The sequence below is a fragment of the Paenibacillus ferrarius genome (assembly GCF_002027705.1).
Classification (GTDB): Bacteria; Bacillota; Bacilli; order Paenibacillales; family NBRC-103111; genus Paenibacillus_E; species Paenibacillus_E ferrarius.
Map to the genome: position 1 here is coordinate 335,674 of NZ_MBTG01000001.1, position 17,154 is coordinate 352,827.

A 17,154-nucleotide genomic window follows, 5' to 3' on the forward strand; every position below is an offset into this window, starting at 1 on the left:
CACCACCTTAATGTTAAGAAAGTTAACGTCACAACTAGGAAAAGGTAATTTCACCTATTATACAATGTGTCTAATGACTTGTGTGGAAATTTTGTTTCAGCTAGGAGATGAACAAGGATGAAGGTCTTGCAGAATCTGATTAATGGGGTTTGGCGCGATTCAACGAGTGAAGTTACGAATGATGTAATAAATCCAGCAACAGGTGAAATTTTGGCAAAGGTCCCCTTGTCATCCGTTGAGGATGTGGACAATGCGGTCAACGCAGCGCAGCAAGCCTATGAGGATTGGAGCCGGACACCTGTACCCAAGAGAGCGCGTGTATTATTTCGCTATTGGCAGCTCTTGCAAGATCATGAGCGAGAACTGGCGGAACTCATTACGGCAGAGAATGGGAAGAGCTACAAAGAAGCATTGGGTGAAGTTCTGCGCGGAATCGAGTGCGTGGAGTTTGCGGCAGGCGCACCTTCGCATATGATGGGAGCAACTTTAGCGAATATTTCGGCTGATATGGATTCGGAGTTATTTCGTGTGCCGCTAGGTGTAGTTGGTGGCATTACACCTTTTAATTTCCCTATGATGGTACCTTGTTGGATGTTTCCATTAGCTATCGCGTGCGGAAATACCTTCGTATTAAAGCCATCAGAGCGAACGCCGCTAACGGCAATGAAGCTGGCCGCTCTGTTTCAGGAAGCGGGACTTCCGGATGGCGTACTTAATGTAGTACATGGTGCGCACGATGTCGTGAATACGCTAACAACAACATCAAAGGTAAAAGCGATTTCCTTTGTAGGCTCGCAGCCCATCGCCAAATATGTGTATGAGAAGGCCTCCTCCGCAGGCAAACGGGTGCAAGCATTAGCAGGGGCAAAGAATTATCATATCGTCATGCCCGACGCTCATATCGAGAAAACGGTTGAGAATATTATCATGTCTTCCTTCGGAAGCGCTGGAGAACGCTGTATGGCCTGCTCGGCTGTAGTTATAGTCGGTGAGGGGGAACCTCTCGTAAAGTCACTTCAGCAATCTGCTGCTGGAATGGTACTTGGCAGTGGCATGGCCGAAGAAGTAACGCTAACGCCAATTATTCGAAGTGAGCAGAAAAGTAGAATCGAGGCTTTTATTGACAAAGGTGTGGCAGAAGGGGCGGAGCTGCTTCTGGATGGGCGAAAAGTTGAAGCGTACACAGGAGAAGGCTATTTTCTTGGAGCCACCATTTTCGATCATGTAGAGCCGGAGATGACGATTGCGAGGGAAGAGATTTTCGGACCCGTCTTATCACTCTTTCGAGCCGCTGATTTAGAAGAGGCGTTGGCTTTAGTGAATCAGTCGCGATTCGGCAATTCGGCTGTCATCTATACAGAGAATGCCAAAGCCGTGCGGAAATTCCGCGAGGAAGTTGAAGCGGGGATGCTGGGTGTGAATGTTGGCGTACCGGCTCCTATGGCTTTCTTTCCATTCTCAGGCTGGAAGGATTCCTTTTATGGTGATCTGCACGCCAACGGCAAAGATGGTGTGGAGTTTTATACGAAGAAAAAAATGATCACATCACGCTATTTTTAACATCAAATAGGGCAAAGGGAAAATAATGAGGACCGCGGGCAGCTGCGGCCTTTTTGCTATTTAATCATTATAAGTAAATCTTACATTGTCGGTTTTGTGACAATTTAGTATGATTGACTGTACGACTGGAAAAGGAGGGAATACCTTGTATTTTCATCAATAAATCAATTTAACTGCATAAATATTTAATGTCATAAATTATATCTGGAGGACCCTGCATAATGAATTACAAAACAAGTAAGAAGAATACGATGGGGCAATACTCTGAGCTGCTAAGCCGATATTTGTTCCCTCAGAAAGGGACGCTCGTTCTCTTAACGATTCTGCTTTTTGCTTCGATCGGATTACAGCTCATAAACCCGCAAATCATTCGCTATTTCATTGATACTGCACAATCGCAAAGCTCGCTGCAGCCGCTGATTTCTGCCGCTGTCTTCTTTATCGGATTCTCGCTTGTTCAACAATTGGTTTCTGTAATCGCTACCTATTTCAGTGAAAATGTTGGATGGAAAACGACAAATAATCTGCGTGTCGATTTGGCCGCGCATTGTTTGTCACTTGACATGTCTTTTCATAAATCGCATACATCCGGATCACTCATTGAACGTGTGGATGGGGATGTTAATGCGCTGGCAAATTTCTTTTCAAGTATGATTATTCATTTATTAGGAAATCTGCTGCTGATGGCCGGCATTATTGTTTTATTGTTTCGGGAAAATTGGTTGATTGGGTTAGGCATGGCTTTTTTCGTCGTTTTTGCCGTCTTTATGATTCAGTGGATCCGCAAATTTGCAGTTCCCGTATGGGCCAAATGGCGGCAGGCCAATGCTGAATTTTATGGCTTTATCGGGGAACATTTGGAAGGTACGGAGGATATCCGTGCGAATGGTGCCGTAGGGTTCGTTATGAATCGGTTCTATACGATGCTTAGGAAAATGCTGCCGCTCAGAGTTAAGGCGTTTCTTGGCTTTTGCGCGATGTGGAATATGTCGATCTTCGTCTTTGCACTCGGGAATGCGATGGCTTTCGGGATTAGCGCGTATTTGTGGCACAACCAGCAAATCACTCTCGGAACCGTCTATCTTATATTCTTCTATACGGAGCTATTAGCCAAGCCAATCGAGAAAATCCGCACACAAATGGAGGATTTGCAAAAAGCAGATGCGAGTATTTCGCGCATTCGTGAGTTGTTTGCTACCCAATCCGAGATCGTGGATGGTCCTGGTGCGTTAATTCCTGAAGGAGCGCTTAGCGTTGAATTTCGCGATGTAACGTTTAGCTATGATGGTGATCAGCCAACGCTCAAAAGCTTGAATTTCGTATTGAAACCTGGTGAAGTTCTTGGCTTACTTGGAAGAACGGGGAGTGGGAAATCAACGATGGCTCGCCTGCTGTTGCGTTTCTATGATCCACAATCCGGAGTTATCGCCCTAGGTGGGACCGATATCCGAAGCGCCAAGCTGCCGGATCTGCGCAAACGCGTAGCTTTGGTGACACAAAACATTGAAATTATGCAAGGGACCATTCGGGACAATCTAACGTTCTATGATGAGTCGATTTCCGATGAAGCGATTATTGAAGTGTTGAAGGAACTTGGACTTGGTGCCTGGTATGAGGCAATGCCAGAGGGTTTGGATACGAATTTGGCCTCAGGTGGAGGAAGCTTGTCAGCCGGTGAAGCTCAGCTCTTGGCCTTTGCGCGGGTATTTCTAACCAATCCTGGTCTTGTCATCATGGATGAAGCATCCTCCAGATTGGACCCCTTGACCGAGCAGCGCATTGAGAAAGCTGTTTCCAAGCTGCTGACGGAACGCTCCTGTATCATGATTGCGCATCGCTTGGCAACGGTACAGCGGGCTGACCATATTTTAATTCTGGATAGTGGCCACATTCTAGAGTCAGGTAAACGGGCAAGCTTAGCCGCAGATCCGAACTCGCGCTTCAGCCAACTGCTTGCCACCGGGCTAGTGGAGGTATTGGTATGAATACGTATCAGTATTTATGGCGGCTTATCATGTATCGCCCCATGCGGTATTTCATTAATGCGATCGCCTGGACGATCATTTACTTAGCTCCAATAGCCCCTGGACTTCTGACTAAAGAGTTTTTTGATTCTTTAACGGGGAATTCCAAGCTGGGCTATGGGGTATGGGGGTTGATTGCACTTCTTATGGCTGCCGCTGTTGGAAGAATTATCCTCATTATCATAGGTTTTATCACTGATGTAAATTTCCGCTTTCGGATGGGGATGCTGCTGCGACGCAATCTGCTCGAGCATGTGCTGAAGCAGCCGGGGGCTCAGGCCATTCCCGTGTCTCCAGGTGAAGCTATCAGTCATTTCCGCGATGATGTGGATCAGTCGGAAGAGGCGGCAAGCTGGTCGGTAGATGTGTTCGGCATGACATGTTTTGCGCTAGTATCCGGTTATATTTTAATTCGCATCGATGCCCAAATGACGCTGCTCGTGTTTATGCCGATCGTCTTCGTTATCACGGCTGCGCAGCTCGCAACGGTACGTCTGCAGAAGTATCGCGCAGCGAGTCGGGAAGCGACCTCCAAAGTAACTGGCGAAATCAGCGAGATGTTCGGCAATGTTCAGGCGATTCAAGTAGCTGGAGCAGAGGAACGCGTCATCGCACGATTCCGCAGTTTTGGTGACAATCGAAGAAAAGCGATGCTGAAGGATCGCTTGATGACTGAAGTGCTGGATTCGATCTTCTCCAATTCCGTCAATCTGGGAACAGGGCTCATTCTCTTGTTAGCTGGGACTAAAATGAGAGCTGGGACTTTCACCGTCGGCGACTTTGCTTTGTTTGTTTATTACCTAACGTTTGTGACACAGTTCATTTCGAATGTGGGCAAATTTATTACGTATTTTAAGCAGATGAGCGTATCGTTGGAACGGCTGACCTTCCTATTGCAGGGCGCATCAGCCAAGGTTCTTACGATGGTAAATTCTTTGCATTTGAAGTCAGGAAGCCCGCTTCCGGCAATGGCCGAGGAGGCAGATAAGCGTGAAGATCATCTTCAGCAGCTGGATGTGCGAGGGCTGACGTACGCTTATGCCGATACAGGCAGAGGGATTTCGGACATCCGCTTTAGTTTGAAAAGAGGATCGTTCACGGTAGTCACCGGAACGATCGGGTCAGGCAAAACCACGCTGGTCCGCTCGCTCCTAGGGCTGCTGCCCAAGGGTGAGGGGACGATCGCGTGGAATGGCGTGCCCGTCGAAGACCCGGGCACCTTCTTTACACCTGCGCGGAGCGCCTACACCGCGCAGGTGCCGCGGCTATACAGCGATACGCTGCGCAACAATATTTTGCTCGGGCAAGCGGAGCAAGGCGATAGCTTGCAGCAAGCCCTTCACGCGGCGGTCATGGAATTCGACGTCGCGCAGCTGCCTGGCGGGCTGGACACCGTCATCGGTCCGCGTGGGGTGAAGCTCTCCGGCGGCCAAGCGCAGCGGACGGCGGCAGCGCGCATGCTCGTGCGCGACGCCGAGCTGTACGTCTTCGACGACCTGTCGAGCGCGCTGGACGTCGAAACGGAACAGCAGCTCTGGGAGCGAATGTTCCAGCGTCGAGCCGATGCGACTTGCTTGGTCGTATCCCATCGCAAAACAGCGCTGACACGCGCCGACCACATCATCGTGATGAAGGATGGCCGCATCGAAGCTGAAGGTACCTCGGAGGAGCTGCTGCTCCGCAGCGAGACGTTCCAGAAGCTGTGGTACGGTGATGAGCGTCAGATGGATTGAAAGATGAGGGCAGCTCACAAGTAGAAAAACTACTTGAGGGCTGCCCTCATTGTTTTTCACCATGTGAAGTACTCGAGGAAAGAGTCATTTGGGAGGACAGTTGGTGTAATATGTCCTGTATTTGTTTTTATAGGTTTTTGGGTTGAAGTGGAAGGTGAGCGGACGGAAGAAAAGGGCTTCAAAGTGCGGATAGGCGGAAGAGGGCAGATAACTGTTTCGTAAGGGATAGAATACAACGTGACGTGTTTAATGTGATTGCAAGCATGAGCTTTGGCTTGATGAGTTACTGCTGTTGTGGAGAAGAGTTGCTGCTGTAGTGAAGGAGAGCTGTTGCGGTTGTGAAGAAGAGTTGCTGCTGTAGTGAAGGAAAGCTACTGCTGTTGCGGTTGTGAAGATGAGTTACTGCTGTTGTAAAGAAAAGCCTGCGATTGTGCATCTTTTTTCGCTCAATTTCATCTGTTGGAGGCATATTCCTGCGATAATGCATCCTTTTCCGGCTTATTTCCCATTTCAGGCTAGAGTTGCCTAAAAAGCCTGCACAATCGCATCTTTTTCCACTTTTCAAGGGATTATTTAAGAGAAAGCCTGCACTTTTGCAGTTTTTATGGGTTGGATTGGGAGCCTGTGGCGGCATGAGCTTTAGCTTGATAAGATGCTGGCGGTTGTGAAGAAGAGCTGCTGCTGTTGTAGAGAAAAGCCTGCGATTGTGCATCTTTTTTCGCTCGATTTCATCTGTTTGAGGCAAATTCCTGCGATAATGCATCTTTTTCTGGCTTATTTCCCATTTTAGGCTCAAGATGCCTAAAAAGCCTGCGCAATCGCATCTTTTTTCGCTTTTCAAGGGATTATTTAAGAGAAAGCCTGCATTTTTGCAGTTTTTATGGGTTGGAGTGGGAGCCTGAGGCGGCATGAGCTTTAGCTTGATAAGATGCTGGCGGTTGTGAAGAAGAGCTGCTGCTGTAAAGGATAGCTGTTGCTGCTGTGGTTACTGCTGTGGTTACTGCTGTGGTTACTGTTGTGGTTGCTGTTACTGTTGTGGTTGCTGTTGCCGTTGCTGTTACCGTTGCTGTTGCCGTTGCTGTTGCTGCTGTGGTTACTGTTGTGGTTGCTGTTGATGTTGATGTTGATGTTGCTGTTGCTGTTGCTGTTGCTGTTGCTGTTGCTGTTGCTGTTGATGTTGATGTTGTGGTTGCCGTTGATGTTGCCGTTGATGTTGCCGTTGATGTTGCCGTTGATGTTGCCGTTGATGTTACCGTTGCTGTTACCGTTGATGTTACCGTTGATGTTGCCGTTGATGTTGCCGTTGCTGTTGCCGTTGCTGTTGCCGTTGCCGTTGCCGTTGCCGTTGCTGTTACTGTTACTGTTACTGTTGCTGTTGCTGTTGCCGTTGCCGTTGCCGTTGCCGTTGCCGTTGCCGTTGCTGTTGCTGTTGCTGTTGTGGTTGCTATTGATGTTGATGTTGTCGTTGCAGTTGTGAAGATATGCTACTGCAGCTGTGAAGAAAGCCTGCGATTAAGCATCCTTTTTCGCTTAATTTAATCTGTTTGAGGCAATTTCCTGTAATTGTGCATCTTTGTCTGCTATTTCATCTGTTTCCTACGATAATCCACCTTTACCTACTTCAAGAGACGTCCCCAACAAAAGACATTCAGTAAGCTGATGAAGGCTACAAAGATTCAACTGTACAGCCGCAGAGAGATTTCATGCTTAATCGAAATTATTTATAACCCGAAAGGAAATTTATGGGTTCTCCGCGAATGTTCATACAGAACACTCACAAACTTCTACATAGGGAGACGAACACTTATGAACCTCACACCAGATACATTAATTACTGAAATTCCAGGCTACACACCGCAAATAAGCAGATTGATGTCCATGATGAATTACGCTAGGTATACAACGCTCCAAAGTGTGGAGGGGTTAACGACGGAACAACTGGATTATAGAGTGGATGAGACGAGCAACTCAATAGGAGCGCTGCTGCTGCACTTCGCGGCTGTTGAGTATGCTTATCAGTTGGAGACGTTTGAGCATCGCGAATTGAATGAGGAGGAGATGCGGATCTGGGGCGCTGCACTTGAACTGGGAGATGCGGCGCGTGAACAGATAAAGGGTTACAATCTTGATTTTTATCTCAACCATTTGAGTGAGATTCGCAATAAAACATACGAGGTTTTCAAGACGAAGTCGGATGAATGGTTAGATGAAGAATATCCGTTCTGGTACGATAAACCAGCTAACCATTATTTCATGTGGTTTCACGTGATGGAAGATGAAATCAATCATCGCGGGCAAATTCGGTGGATGAGAAAACGAATCCCAGGGTAAGTAATTTTTTTATTCCATGAAGAGGTCATTAGGAGGAGATCAGATGAGTGCGCAGCGAGTAGTTGGTCAAACGGCAACGGCAGGGTTTCAAATCGGGGTTAGAAGGACGCTCCCTTTGTTTCAAGAGGAGGCATGGGCCCTTTTACTTTCGCCTCAAGGGCGCAAGCTTTGGCTAGGGGAGATTGCGAACGTTGAGTTCAGCCAGGGTTCCACTTTTGAAACAGAAGAAGGGCATTCTGGGGAGTTTCGTGCGGTGAAGCCGCTGGAACAGCTGCGATTGACTTGGCAGCCTGCTGGCTGGCTGGACGCCTCGACCTTGCAAATTCGGTTGCTTCCTACGGCTCACCCCGGCAAAACGACAATAAGCTTTCATCAAGAAAAACTTGATAATGCAGAACGCAGAGAAGTGATGAAAACGCATTGGGAAGACGTTATTACGGGTTTGCAGGCCATTGCAAATAATGGATCTACACGATGACAGGAACACTTATTCTTGTTTTCATTTTGACAATGATTATTCATACGGCAGAGACGTTGTCTTACTCGATTCGCTATGCTGGTGTACGAGTGAACAAGCTTGCGGTGGCACTTTCTCTGGTAGGTATCGTTGTCCTTGTATCCCGAACGGCGAATTTAATTCAGGCGCCAATGACGGCGCATTTTGTTGATTTTGCTAAGGTGGAGCCGGCGTTTGACCTGGAGAGAACTTTGCGCATCAGTTTATTCGCCTCGTCGATAGGCACGTTGATTGCGATCGCCTTATTCCCCTCTTTTATCAATTTCAGTGTTCGGATTATTGCCCGTTTGGAAATCGCGGGTTCCATTCCTAGGCTGATTTCGAGCGTGACGGTAGATCAGCTGAAGAATTCGAAAAGCTATTGGAAAAAGCCGCGAGTTAAATTAAGCCAATTTCGCTATTTGGGCGTTCCGAAACGACTTTTGCTCATTAATATTGTGGTGACGGCGTTTTACTCTGTTGGGGTGCTTTCTTCTTTGTATGCAGCGCATTTGGTGCCTGAATCAGCAACGACTGCTTCGCAAGCTTCCGGTTTGATTAATGGCATAGCAACGATTCTACTAACGATATTCATAGATCCGCAGCTAGGCCTTATTACGGACAAAGCACTCAGAGATGAGACGCAGCGCAGACAGCTTGGTAAAATTTATGCACTGCTCATGACTTCAAGGTTTTTGGGTACTCTGCTTGCCCAAGTGTTTCTCATTCCGTCAGCGCATTTTATTGGCTGGATGGTCAAATTGTTTTTCTAAATGGTATAATAGCTACAATCAACGTAGCGCAGCTAGAAACGGAGCCATAGAATGAAGAAGTTTAAGAAATTTTATATTGAAATTACAAGTGTTTGCAACTTGGCTTGCACTTTCTGTCCACAAACCAAACGACAAGCCAATTTTATAAAAATGGACACCTTCACGAATATATTGGATCAAATCAAACCGCATACGGATCATATTTATCTGCATGTCAAAGGGGAGCCTTTGCTGCATCCCAAGATTGATGAGCTGCTGGATGTAAGCCATGACAAAGGCTTTAAAGTGAATATCACTACGAACGGTACGCTGATTAACAAAAATAGACATAAGCTGTTAGATAAACCAGCGCTGCGGCAGATGAATTTCTCTCTGCACAGTTTCGATGGACATGAAGGCTCCGAAGATAAGGAAGGGTATGTAACGAGCATTCTGCGGTTCGCCAAAGAAATCGTGGCTAAGTCCAATGTGATTATCTCGTTCCGCTTATGGAATCTGGATACGGATAACCAGACGAACTTGGAGCGTCAACGAAACCGCGAAGTACTGGATCTGCTGGAGCAAGAATTCAATCTGGATTACAAAATTGATGAGAAGTTCGTGAGAGGCACCGGTGTTAAACTAGCGGATCGCGTCTATCTGAATCAGGATCATGAGTTCCAGTGGCCCGATCTCAAAGCGGAGGAGATTTCAGGACCAGGTTTCTGTCATGCCCTGCGCAATCAAGCGGGTATTCTTGTTGATGGCACCGTCATCCCTTGCTGCCTGGACGGGGAAGGCGTGATCAATCTGGGCAATATCAATCATACGCCTTTCTCCGAAATCGTCGAGGGGGAGCGGGCTAACCGCTTGTTTGAAGGATTCTCAAGGCGGGAAGTTGTTGAGGAATTATGCCGCAAATGCGGCTATCGTGAACGGTTCAGCATGTAAATATCCTAAAGCTGCTTGATCAGTTAACAGACTGAGAAAGGGGCTTTTTTTCTTATTGGTTTTGATTTCGTCTTTGCTTTTACCTATCATTCATGAGATAATACAAGTTTGATTCGATTCTAATTGTTGGGGGCACAAACTGTGGGACGTTATCCATTTGCATACGATCATGCACAACCATACATGCAGCAGGTCTCTGACTGGATTGCTGATATATTTTATGAAATTTTGCCTGAAGCCGGGTTTGAGGTGAGGGATGAGCAAATTTACATGGCGTTTCAGCTCGAGCGTGCGTTTGCCGAAAAGCAGACGATTTTCGCGGAAGCGGGAGTTGGCACAGGGAAGACGCTTGTTTATTTATTATATGCGATTTGCTACGCACGATTGACGAAGAAACCGGCCATTATCGCCTGTGCGGACGAGTCTTTGATTGAGCAATTGGTTAAGCCGGGCGGCGATATTGAGAAAATTACCCGCCATCTGGATCTTGTTATTGACGCAAGACTTGCCAAATCACCGGATAAGTACGTTTGTCTGGTCAAATTGGATGAGGCACGGTTCGGGCATGAAGATATCGGTTTATTCCGCGAGCTGTATGAAGGACTTCCTGATTTCGTTCATACGCGCGAAGCGATGCAATCGTTTTATGCTTATGGGGATCGTAAGAACTACCCGCATCTGAATAACGAACAGTGGGACAAGGTAAGCTGGGATGCTTTCCAAGATTGTTTCGTCTGTGATAAGCGGCATCGCTGCGGTCAAACGCTTTCTCGGGAATCCTACCGACGTTCGACGGATTTAATTATCTGCTCGCACGATTTCTATATGGAGCATGTGTGGACGTATGAGGGAAGAAAGCGTGAAGGACAGCTTCCTTTGCTGCCGGAGCATTGTACGGTTGTTTTCGATGAAGGTCATTTGATGGAATCTGCTGCTCAGAAAGCTTTAACTTATAAATTGAAGCATATTGTATTTGAAGAATTAGTCGTTCGCCTGTTAAAAGGGGAAGTTCGCGAGTCGTTAGCCGTATGTATCGATCAAGCGATTGAACAAAGCGAGCTGATGTTCGATATTCTCGAAAGCTGTTGTCAGCCGATCCCCGGCTCAGACCGCAAACAGATCGTGATGAACGAACGATTGCTGCGCGAAATTCATCGCCTCTGCGATATTTTGTCTGAGATTGAGGAAGAGCTTGTATTTGAAAGCGAAATGTTTACCTTGAACGACTACCAGCTTAAAATTGTTGAGGAGCATCTGGAAATGATGCAAAAGGCGCTAGCTTTGTTCCGCAACGATCAAGCGTTCATCTGCTGGGCAACGGAGAGCATTACGGGCTTAAGTCTGGTCATTATGCCTAGAACCGTGAAAGAAGTGTTGAGGGAGCAAGTATTCTCATCCAAAATGCCAATCGTTTTCTCCTCCGCTACGCTTTCTGTCGAAGGTTCTTTTGACTATGTGGCGGATAGCTTGGGGCTCGATAAGTATCTGTCTTTCTCCGTCGCATCCCCTTATGATTATGCAGAGCGGATGGAAGTGATCGCACCCAAGTGGGCGTCAGGCGGTACCTTTGAAGAGAAAATGGACACAGCCGTTCACTTGTTAAAAAGAACAGAAGGTAGGGCTCTGATCCTGTTTCCGACGTATGAAGATTTAAGACAGTTTAAACGTGAGATTCAGAGCCGATCTGATTGTGCGGAACTGCGTTTCTTATTCGAAGGAGATCAAGAAATCAGTCATTTGATCGAGACTTTCCAGGGAGATGAACATACAGTTTTAGCTGCTGTCAGTCTTTGGGAAGGTCTGGATGTCCCTGGGCCATCCTTGTCGAACGTGATCGTCTGGGCGCTGCCTTTTCCTCCGCAAGACCCGGTGTTTATGGCCAAAAGACAAGCCGCGTCCAACCCGTATGAAGAGGTAGATATTCCATATATGCTGCTCAGATTGAGGCAAGGGATTGGCCGGTTAATTCGGACCCGTGAGGATAGCGGCTTAATTGCAATATTCAGTGACGATTTGCACCATAACACACAATTACGGGAACATATCGTAAGAATTCTGCCAGACGGCGTAACGTTAAAGCAGGAAATAAATGGATAGACATCATTGATTAGGTAAACCAAATGTCGCGAAATCGCACCCATCCAAGGGAATCAAGAGAGATTCCTCGAATGGAAGGATGGAAGGCGGTTTTGAGATGCTTCCGATATAGAAAAAGCAGGCTATGGCGCTGCTTGAGCTGGGATTCCAACTGCTCAAGCAGCGCTTTTCTGTGCTGCGCGTCTGCTTCGAATCGAAGCTTGCGCAGGCTGTCATCAATCAGCAGCTGGATTTCGCTGGACGCATGCTGACGCATACTCTTGTACATATCGTAGAGCCGCAGCTCACGATGTTCATCTAACATGATCGCGAAGAGCAGCAAGTCTGCCGTCATGCGCTGCTCGCCTTTGAATTCTTCGGCGGGAATGAGCATAATGTCCAGATGGATGCCGGCTTCGGCGTACATCTTCTGCAAAATCAACGCATCCTTTTCATATTGTGGAATGGTTGCGAGTTTAATCGTTTCACCCTGATAACCTGCCGCATGGAGCATGGCTTCCAGCTTGCCAACTTCTAATAATCCGGCTTGCTGTTGATCGTCTCTATCTTGCTGTGACTGAGGGAAGAAGCTGTTTGCTGCCTCAATGACATCGCCGGACAGCTGCTCAAGCAGGATGCAACGATTCAATGCTACATGCAGCGCTTCGCGCATAAGCGGATTCCTTAAGGCACCTTCTTTCAGTTCATTCACAGTCAGAAATTTAGTCGTCATGCCGGACTGCCTGACTTGCTGCCATCTTTCTGCATCCATGTCCGATATTCTTACATTATGCATAACTTGAAAAGGCTGCCTTGTATCCGATAATTCCGTATGCTCCTTCTCCGGCAATGTCCAGACTTCAACGCGATCCAGAAATCCTCTGCCCTGAAAATAAGCAGGGAATGCTTCCAGAATCCAAATCCCTTGATCTTGCCCGGTTAAACGGAAAGGGCCTGTCCCCACTGGGCTCTTATGCATCAGGCCGCCTGACTTTTCGACAATGTCGGCAGGTACGATGGAGGCGCGATTCGTAGTTAGAAATCCCAGAAACAATTCATTTCGTTCCGCTAGTTGAATACGAAGGGTCGTTTCATTGGGAGCTTCGATTTCCACAATATTTGCATAAGCCCAGCTGTAAAGGCCGCGCGGCGCTAGCCGCTGAAGCCGTTCAAGCGAATATTTCACATCACTCGCGGTCATTTCACGGCCGTGATGAAACGAGACGCCTTTGCGCAGATAGAAGGTCCATAGCGTGCGTGAGTCATCTACATCCCAAGCATGCGCAAGATGCGGCAAGATCTGTTCGCCTTTGGCATCCATTCGGACAAGGCTGTCGAACAGCTGATTGACCAAATGAGACTCGCCTGAATAATGAATGGCTGCCGGGTCCAAGTCATGTATGGCTTGCGTTAGAGGGAAACGCAGAACGTCTGTTCTGTGTTGTCCTTGCAGTTCTGAACGAAACCCGAATTGGCCGGAGAGCCAATCTTGAAATTCCCGCAGAGAAGCGGAATGTTCAGAAGCTTGCAGCAAATCCAAGGCGGAGTGCAAGTCCTGCTTGGCTACTAATTCTTTGGCTTCTTCCATCAGCATATCTTCTTTGCGTACGTGAAAGATTAAGGTCGAGCGGTTGCTGCGGCCTTTTTTGGGCAGCCAAGTAAGCCATGATTCCTGCTGCATGCGCTTAAGTACCAGCACCATATTACGGTGCGTACATTCCAAATAGGCGGCCAGTTCCTCTATGGTAATTTCCATCGGGGTTTCTTCCTGAACATGAGGGAAAGAACGCCGAAGCGTTAAGTAATGCTTGCGAATTTTCAACGACAAGCCTCCATTTGTAAAATATGAAATTCTGAAAAGTAAACTTACACTTTTTGTTCTTGTTTTAAAGGATACAATAAAAGGCAGGAACTAACAATGTTTTGCAGACGGCTGACCCTAAGTTATTGAATAAAGGAGAGAACGTTCATGAGAGATCCCGCTCCATGGCAAAAGAAATATGGCATGATGCTTGGTTATGCCTGTTTGTTTGGCTTCATGATGCAATATTTATTTGTTGGCTACGCGCCTGGTATATCGGTTTTATTGAGTGTAGCTGGCTTTTATGGTCTATATTTTTATGCAATTAAGGGGAGATTAGGCGGATTCGAGCCATGGGAAGGGCAGAGTAAGGCTGGTTGGCTGATGCTCGTGCCCGTAGCATTAATTACTCTTACATACGCATTGTTTGCGAATAGCTTCTTCCATGCACTGAATGTGTTAGCACTTCCTATTCTCATTGTGATGCAGACCATTGTGTTATCTCGCAATAGCAAACATGCGTGGTATCATGCCACGTTTTTGCAAGATATGGGGAGACATGTTTTTGGCAGACCGTTTGGATATGTGTCGGTTCCGCTAGAGATGATCAGAGCTTGGCTGCCAGCCAGAGGCAGTGCTGAGAATTCACGTTGGGGGAAGATCGGGAAGATTGGGGCAGGCTTGCTGCTGGCATCGCCCATTCTATTCGTCATCATAGGGCTGTTAGCCTCGGCCGACCGCATTTTTCTGTCATGGCTGGCTGAAATCCCTCATTGGCTTGATGGGGGAAATATGGTTGAAGGCATCTTGCGGATCGTAATGGCTTTATGTATAACGGTCTATACCTTTTGTTATATGTGGGGCCTCCTATTTCCCAATGTGATGGAAGCGGCTGCTCCGCCTTCTGAGGATAACCAAGAGCGCTTGGCAGCTAGCGGCAAGATTCAGCTTGATCCCGTAACGGCAGGTACTTTGCTCGTATGTGTCAATGTGGTCTATGTATTGTTTGCGATCATTCAGTTCAGTTACTTGTTTGGAGCTGCCGATGGCATGCTGCCCAGCGGCGTGGCTTATGCGGAATATGCCCGGAGAGGATTTGCTGAGCTGGTTGCTGTCGCGTTAATTAATGTGTTCCTGTTGTTCCCAGGACTTCACTGGATTCGCCGGAGTGGTCAAACAGGGGAAATCACACGCAAAGTTCATCTTACTATGCTAGTTGCCTGTACGATCGTGATGCTTGCATCTGCCTATAGCCGATTGTCTTTGTATGAGGAAGCCTATGGCTTTACCCAAACAAGGCTGCTTGTTCATGGCTTTATGATATTCTTGGCGATCATGTGCGTCATTGCTTTATTTCGAATATGGGTCGAGAGAATTTCGTTATCCAAAGCTTATATTACAACAGGGATCTTAGCTTATCTGGTCATGAATTATATCAATATGGATGAACGCATCGCCGTAAACAACATGGACCGTTATGAAAGAACAGGAATAATTGACCTTGATTACCTAAGTCGACTTTCAACAGACGTTGTTCCCACTTTGCGAGTGATGCAAACACGACATGCCAATATGACAGAAATTCAATCTGTAATTGATCATATCAATGCTAATGATAGCCATTCGTCATGGCCTTCCTGGAACTTGTCCAGCTATCGGGCGAGGCGGTAAAAAGAATAATTTGTAAAGAAAATTAAAGCCTTGAGTTTCGAACTCCAAATTGCTGGGTATAAATTCCTATCCATACATAACCCCAACATTTAGGAGGAAACAAACTATGAAAAAAACATTATCAATCGCACTTACTTCGGCAATGGCAGTATCCATGTTCTCATCTGTCGCATTCGGCAAAACATCATCTGATTATTCCGATTTGAGTCAACTGGATTCCGCGACCAAAGCGAAATTCGATGCAATGATCAGCGCAGGAATCTTCGATGGCATGACAGAAACGACGTTCGGCTTGAAAAGCCAAATGAATCGCGCACAGTTCGCAAAAGTAGCCGCACTGCTGTTGAAGCTTCCGGTGAATTCCGGACTAAGAGTATCCTCATATACGGATGTGAGTACATACGATCAAGCGAATGGCTACGCACTTCCTTATATTGAAGCCTTGAAAACAGCCGGGATTACCGAAGGCACAAGTGCATGGACATATGATCCAGCAGGCCAAGTGACGAAGCAGGAATTAGCTGCTTTCCTAGTAAGAATCTTAGGTAAACAAACAGAAGCGGAGTCCATGACATTAACGGATGGTTCTGTATCGAATTGGGCGAAAGGGTATGTAGCTTTGGCGCAGCAGTTGAAATTAGTGCCTGAAACCGTTGGTGCGTTCGAGGGCCAAATGCCGGCAACACGCGAATTGCTTGTAACAGGCGCCTATGAAGCGAAGCAGCAATATGTACCTGACAAAGTTTCCTTAATCGGTGCTCAAGCCATTGGAGCAAGCAAGGTGAAGGTGTGGGTGAACGACATCCTCGATACGAAAAAAGCAACATTTATGTTAAGCAAAGGAACGATGAGTGTACCTGTACAGGCGACTTGGTCGGATGATGGGAAATGGGTAATCTTAGAAGCATCTTCTCCTTTGAGCGAAGGCGATTACACAGCTGAAATATCTGGCATAGACACCACTTCCGTGTTAAGGAAAGATGTTCATTTCAGTGTGCAAAAAGAGCAGGTAACAGAGCTCAAATTCGTTAATCCAAGTGATACGATTGCGAGCAGCGCTTCTGCTTCTATTAAAGTAAAAGCCTTGAACCAATATGGAGAAACGGCTACTCAGGATGCTTCCAGTTTCACAGCAACGGCAGCAGGTTCTGCGCCAACGGATATCACGAAGGACGAGTGGGGCAATCTAGTTCTTGTAGTTAATTCGCAAATGAAGGATTATATTCCTGTCACGGTGTATCTGAAAAATCAAAATCTTAATGTTTCCAGAAGCTTTAAAGTTGGAAATGCGCCTATTTTAAGCTACTTGGAACCTAATAAGTTAACTTACTCTGGTGGCAAAACGCGGCTGATCAATATTGGGGATACGGCTACGGTTACCCTAAATTTATTCGACCAGTATGGCAATCCCGTTACCAAGAAGCAATGGGATAACGGTGAAGTCACAGCGAAGAGTCTGCTCCCGGATATCATGCCGGATAATCCGAACCTTGAGATCGTCAAGGCAGGAGCTGATTTAAGCCCTACGGATCTCTTTGATACCAATGGAAATCCCCGTTTCGAAGTGAAATTGATTGGGAAGCCAGATATGCAAAGTACGCACCAAGTCACGATTTATAGCGAAAACGCCTATGCAACTGTCAGTGTGGATGTGGACTAAATATAGGCAGCAATGCTGCTCATTCTCTAGCGATAGGGAATGGGCTTTTTTTTGTTCCAAAAAAGGGGATTCCATCCAGTGGGGAGATGTGCTAAAATA

Annotated in this window: 13 protein-coding genes; 11 read left to right on the forward strand and 2 right to left on the reverse strand. The window is 46.9% G+C overall.

The window, feature by feature from the left end; genetic code table 11:
- The first annotated feature begins 117 nt into the window (after positions 1–117).
- From BC351_RS02055 to BC351_RS02065, 3 genes are all read left to right on the forward strand, one after another.
- On the forward strand, positions 118–1,560 hold the full coding sequence (locus tag BC351_RS02055; RefSeq protein WP_079409038.1) for a CoA-acylating methylmalonate-semialdehyde dehydrogenase: 1,443 nt from the start codon (positions 118–120) through the stop codon (positions 1,558–1,560).
- 221 nt (positions 1,561–1,781) lie between these two features.
- The gene (locus tag BC351_RS02060) at positions 1,782–3,545 is read left to right on the forward strand and encodes an ABC transporter ATP-binding protein (protein ID WP_079409039.1); all 1,764 of its coding nucleotides are present in this window, start codon (positions 1,782–1,784) and stop codon (positions 3,543–3,545) included.
- Positions 3,542–5,317, forward strand: coding sequence for an ABC transporter ATP-binding protein (locus BC351_RS02065; RefSeq protein WP_079409040.1), 1,776 nt, complete (start codon positions 3,542–3,544; stop codon positions 5,315–5,317). Before BC351_RS02060 ends, BC351_RS02065 begins: the two co-directional genes overlap by 4 nt.
- A 283-nt stretch (positions 5,318–5,600) precedes the next feature.
- Here the strand turns inward: BC351_RS02065 and BC351_RS02070 are convergent, their stop codons facing one another.
- Entirely contained in the window at positions 5,601–6,227 is a 627-nt protein-coding gene (locus BC351_RS02070) for a hypothetical protein (RefSeq protein WP_144028236.1), read from the reverse strand.
- Positions 6,228–6,298: 71 nt separating this feature from the next.
- Here BC351_RS02070 and BC351_RS41330 point away from each other — a divergent pair, with 71 nt between their 5' ends.
- From BC351_RS41330 to BC351_RS02100, 6 genes are all read left to right on the forward strand, one after another.
- On the forward strand, positions 6,299–6,856 hold the full coding sequence (locus BC351_RS41330) for a hypothetical protein (RefSeq protein WP_144028237.1): 558 nt from the start codon (positions 6,299–6,301) through the stop codon (positions 6,854–6,856).
- Positions 6,857–7,123: 267 nt separating this feature from the next.
- On the forward strand, positions 7,124–7,648 hold the full coding sequence (locus BC351_RS02080; protein ID WP_079409042.1) for a DinB family protein: 525 nt from the start codon (positions 7,124–7,126) through the stop codon (positions 7,646–7,648).
- 43 nt (positions 7,649–7,691) lie between these two features.
- A complete protein-coding gene (locus tag BC351_RS02085) occupies positions 7,692–8,126 on the forward strand; it encodes an SRPBCC domain-containing protein (RefSeq protein WP_144028238.1) in 435 nt (144 codons plus the stop codon).
- Positions 8,123–8,917 (forward strand): lipid II flippase Amj family protein, encoded by a 795-nt coding sequence (locus BC351_RS02090; protein ID WP_079409044.1) that lies wholly within the window; start codon positions 8,123–8,125, stop codon positions 8,915–8,917. Before BC351_RS02085 ends, BC351_RS02090 begins: the two co-directional genes overlap by 4 nt.
- Before the next feature lie 51 nt (positions 8,918–8,968).
- Entirely contained in the window at positions 8,969–9,847 is an 879-nt protein-coding gene (locus BC351_RS02095; protein WP_079409045.1) for a radical SAM/SPASM domain-containing protein, read from the forward strand.
- 141 nt (positions 9,848–9,988) lie between these two features.
- Positions 9,989–11,944: an ATP-dependent DNA helicase gene (locus BC351_RS02100; protein ID WP_079409046.1), complete on the forward strand. Its 1,956-nt coding sequence runs from the start codon at positions 9,989–9,991 to the stop codon at positions 11,942–11,944.
- Positions 11,945–11,954: 10 nt separating this feature from the next.
- Here BC351_RS02100 and BC351_RS02105 read toward each other — a convergent pair whose 3' ends face one another.
- Positions 11,955–13,745 carry an ABC transporter substrate-binding protein gene (locus tag BC351_RS02105; RefSeq protein WP_144028239.1) on the reverse strand — a complete coding sequence of 597 codons (1,791 nt, stop codon included), beginning with the start codon at positions 13,743–13,745 and terminating at the stop codon, positions 11,955–11,957.
- A gap of 147 nt (positions 13,746–13,892) precedes the next feature.
- On the opposite strand from BC351_RS02105, the gene BC351_RS02110 reads away from it, so the two are divergent.
- Entirely contained in the window at positions 13,893–15,395 is a 1,503-nt protein-coding gene (locus BC351_RS02110; protein WP_079409048.1) for a DUF4153 domain-containing protein, read from the forward strand.
- 106 nt (positions 15,396–15,501) lie between these two features.
- Positions 15,502–17,055 carry an S-layer homology domain-containing protein gene (locus BC351_RS02115; RefSeq protein WP_079409049.1) on the forward strand — a complete coding sequence of 518 codons (1,554 nt, stop codon included), beginning with the start codon at positions 15,502–15,504 and terminating at the stop codon, positions 17,053–17,055.
- The last annotated feature ends 99 nt before the right edge of the window (positions 17,056–17,154 follow it).

What these genes read in the sequence shown, in the direction of transcription:
- BC351_RS02055 (WP_079409038.1), top strand. Translation starts at nt 118, where the DNA reads ATGAAGGTCTTGCAGAATCTGATTAATGGGGTTTGGCGCGATTCAACG.
- BC351_RS02060 (WP_079409039.1), top strand. Translation starts at nt 1,782, where the DNA reads ATGAATTACAAAACAAGTAAGAAGAATACGATGGGGCAATACTCTGAG.
- BC351_RS02065 (WP_079409040.1), top strand. Translation starts at nt 3,542, where the DNA reads ATGAATACGTATCAGTATTTATGGCGGCTTATCATGTATCGCCCCATG.
- BC351_RS02070 (WP_144028236.1), bottom strand. Translation starts at nt 6,227, where the DNA reads ATGCCGCCTCAGGCTCCCACTCCAACCCATAAAAACTGCAAAAATGCA.
- BC351_RS02080 (WP_079409042.1), top strand. Translation starts at nt 7,124, where the DNA reads ATGAACCTCACACCAGATACATTAATTACTGAAATTCCAGGCTACACA.
- BC351_RS02085 (WP_144028238.1), top strand. Translation starts at nt 7,692, where the DNA reads ATGAGTGCGCAGCGAGTAGTTGGTCAAACGGCAACGGCAGGGTTTCAA.
- BC351_RS02090 (WP_079409044.1), top strand. Translation starts at nt 8,123, where the DNA reads ATGACAGGAACACTTATTCTTGTTTTCATTTTGACAATGATTATTCAT.
- BC351_RS02095 (WP_079409045.1), top strand. Translation starts at nt 8,969, where the DNA reads ATGAAGAAGTTTAAGAAATTTTATATTGAAATTACAAGTGTTTGCAAC.
- BC351_RS02110 (WP_079409048.1), top strand. Translation starts at nt 13,893, where the DNA reads ATGAGAGATCCCGCTCCATGGCAAAAGAAATATGGCATGATGCTTGGT.
- BC351_RS02115 (WP_079409049.1), top strand. Translation starts at nt 15,502, where the DNA reads ATGAAAAAAACATTATCAATCGCACTTACTTCGGCAATGGCAGTATCC.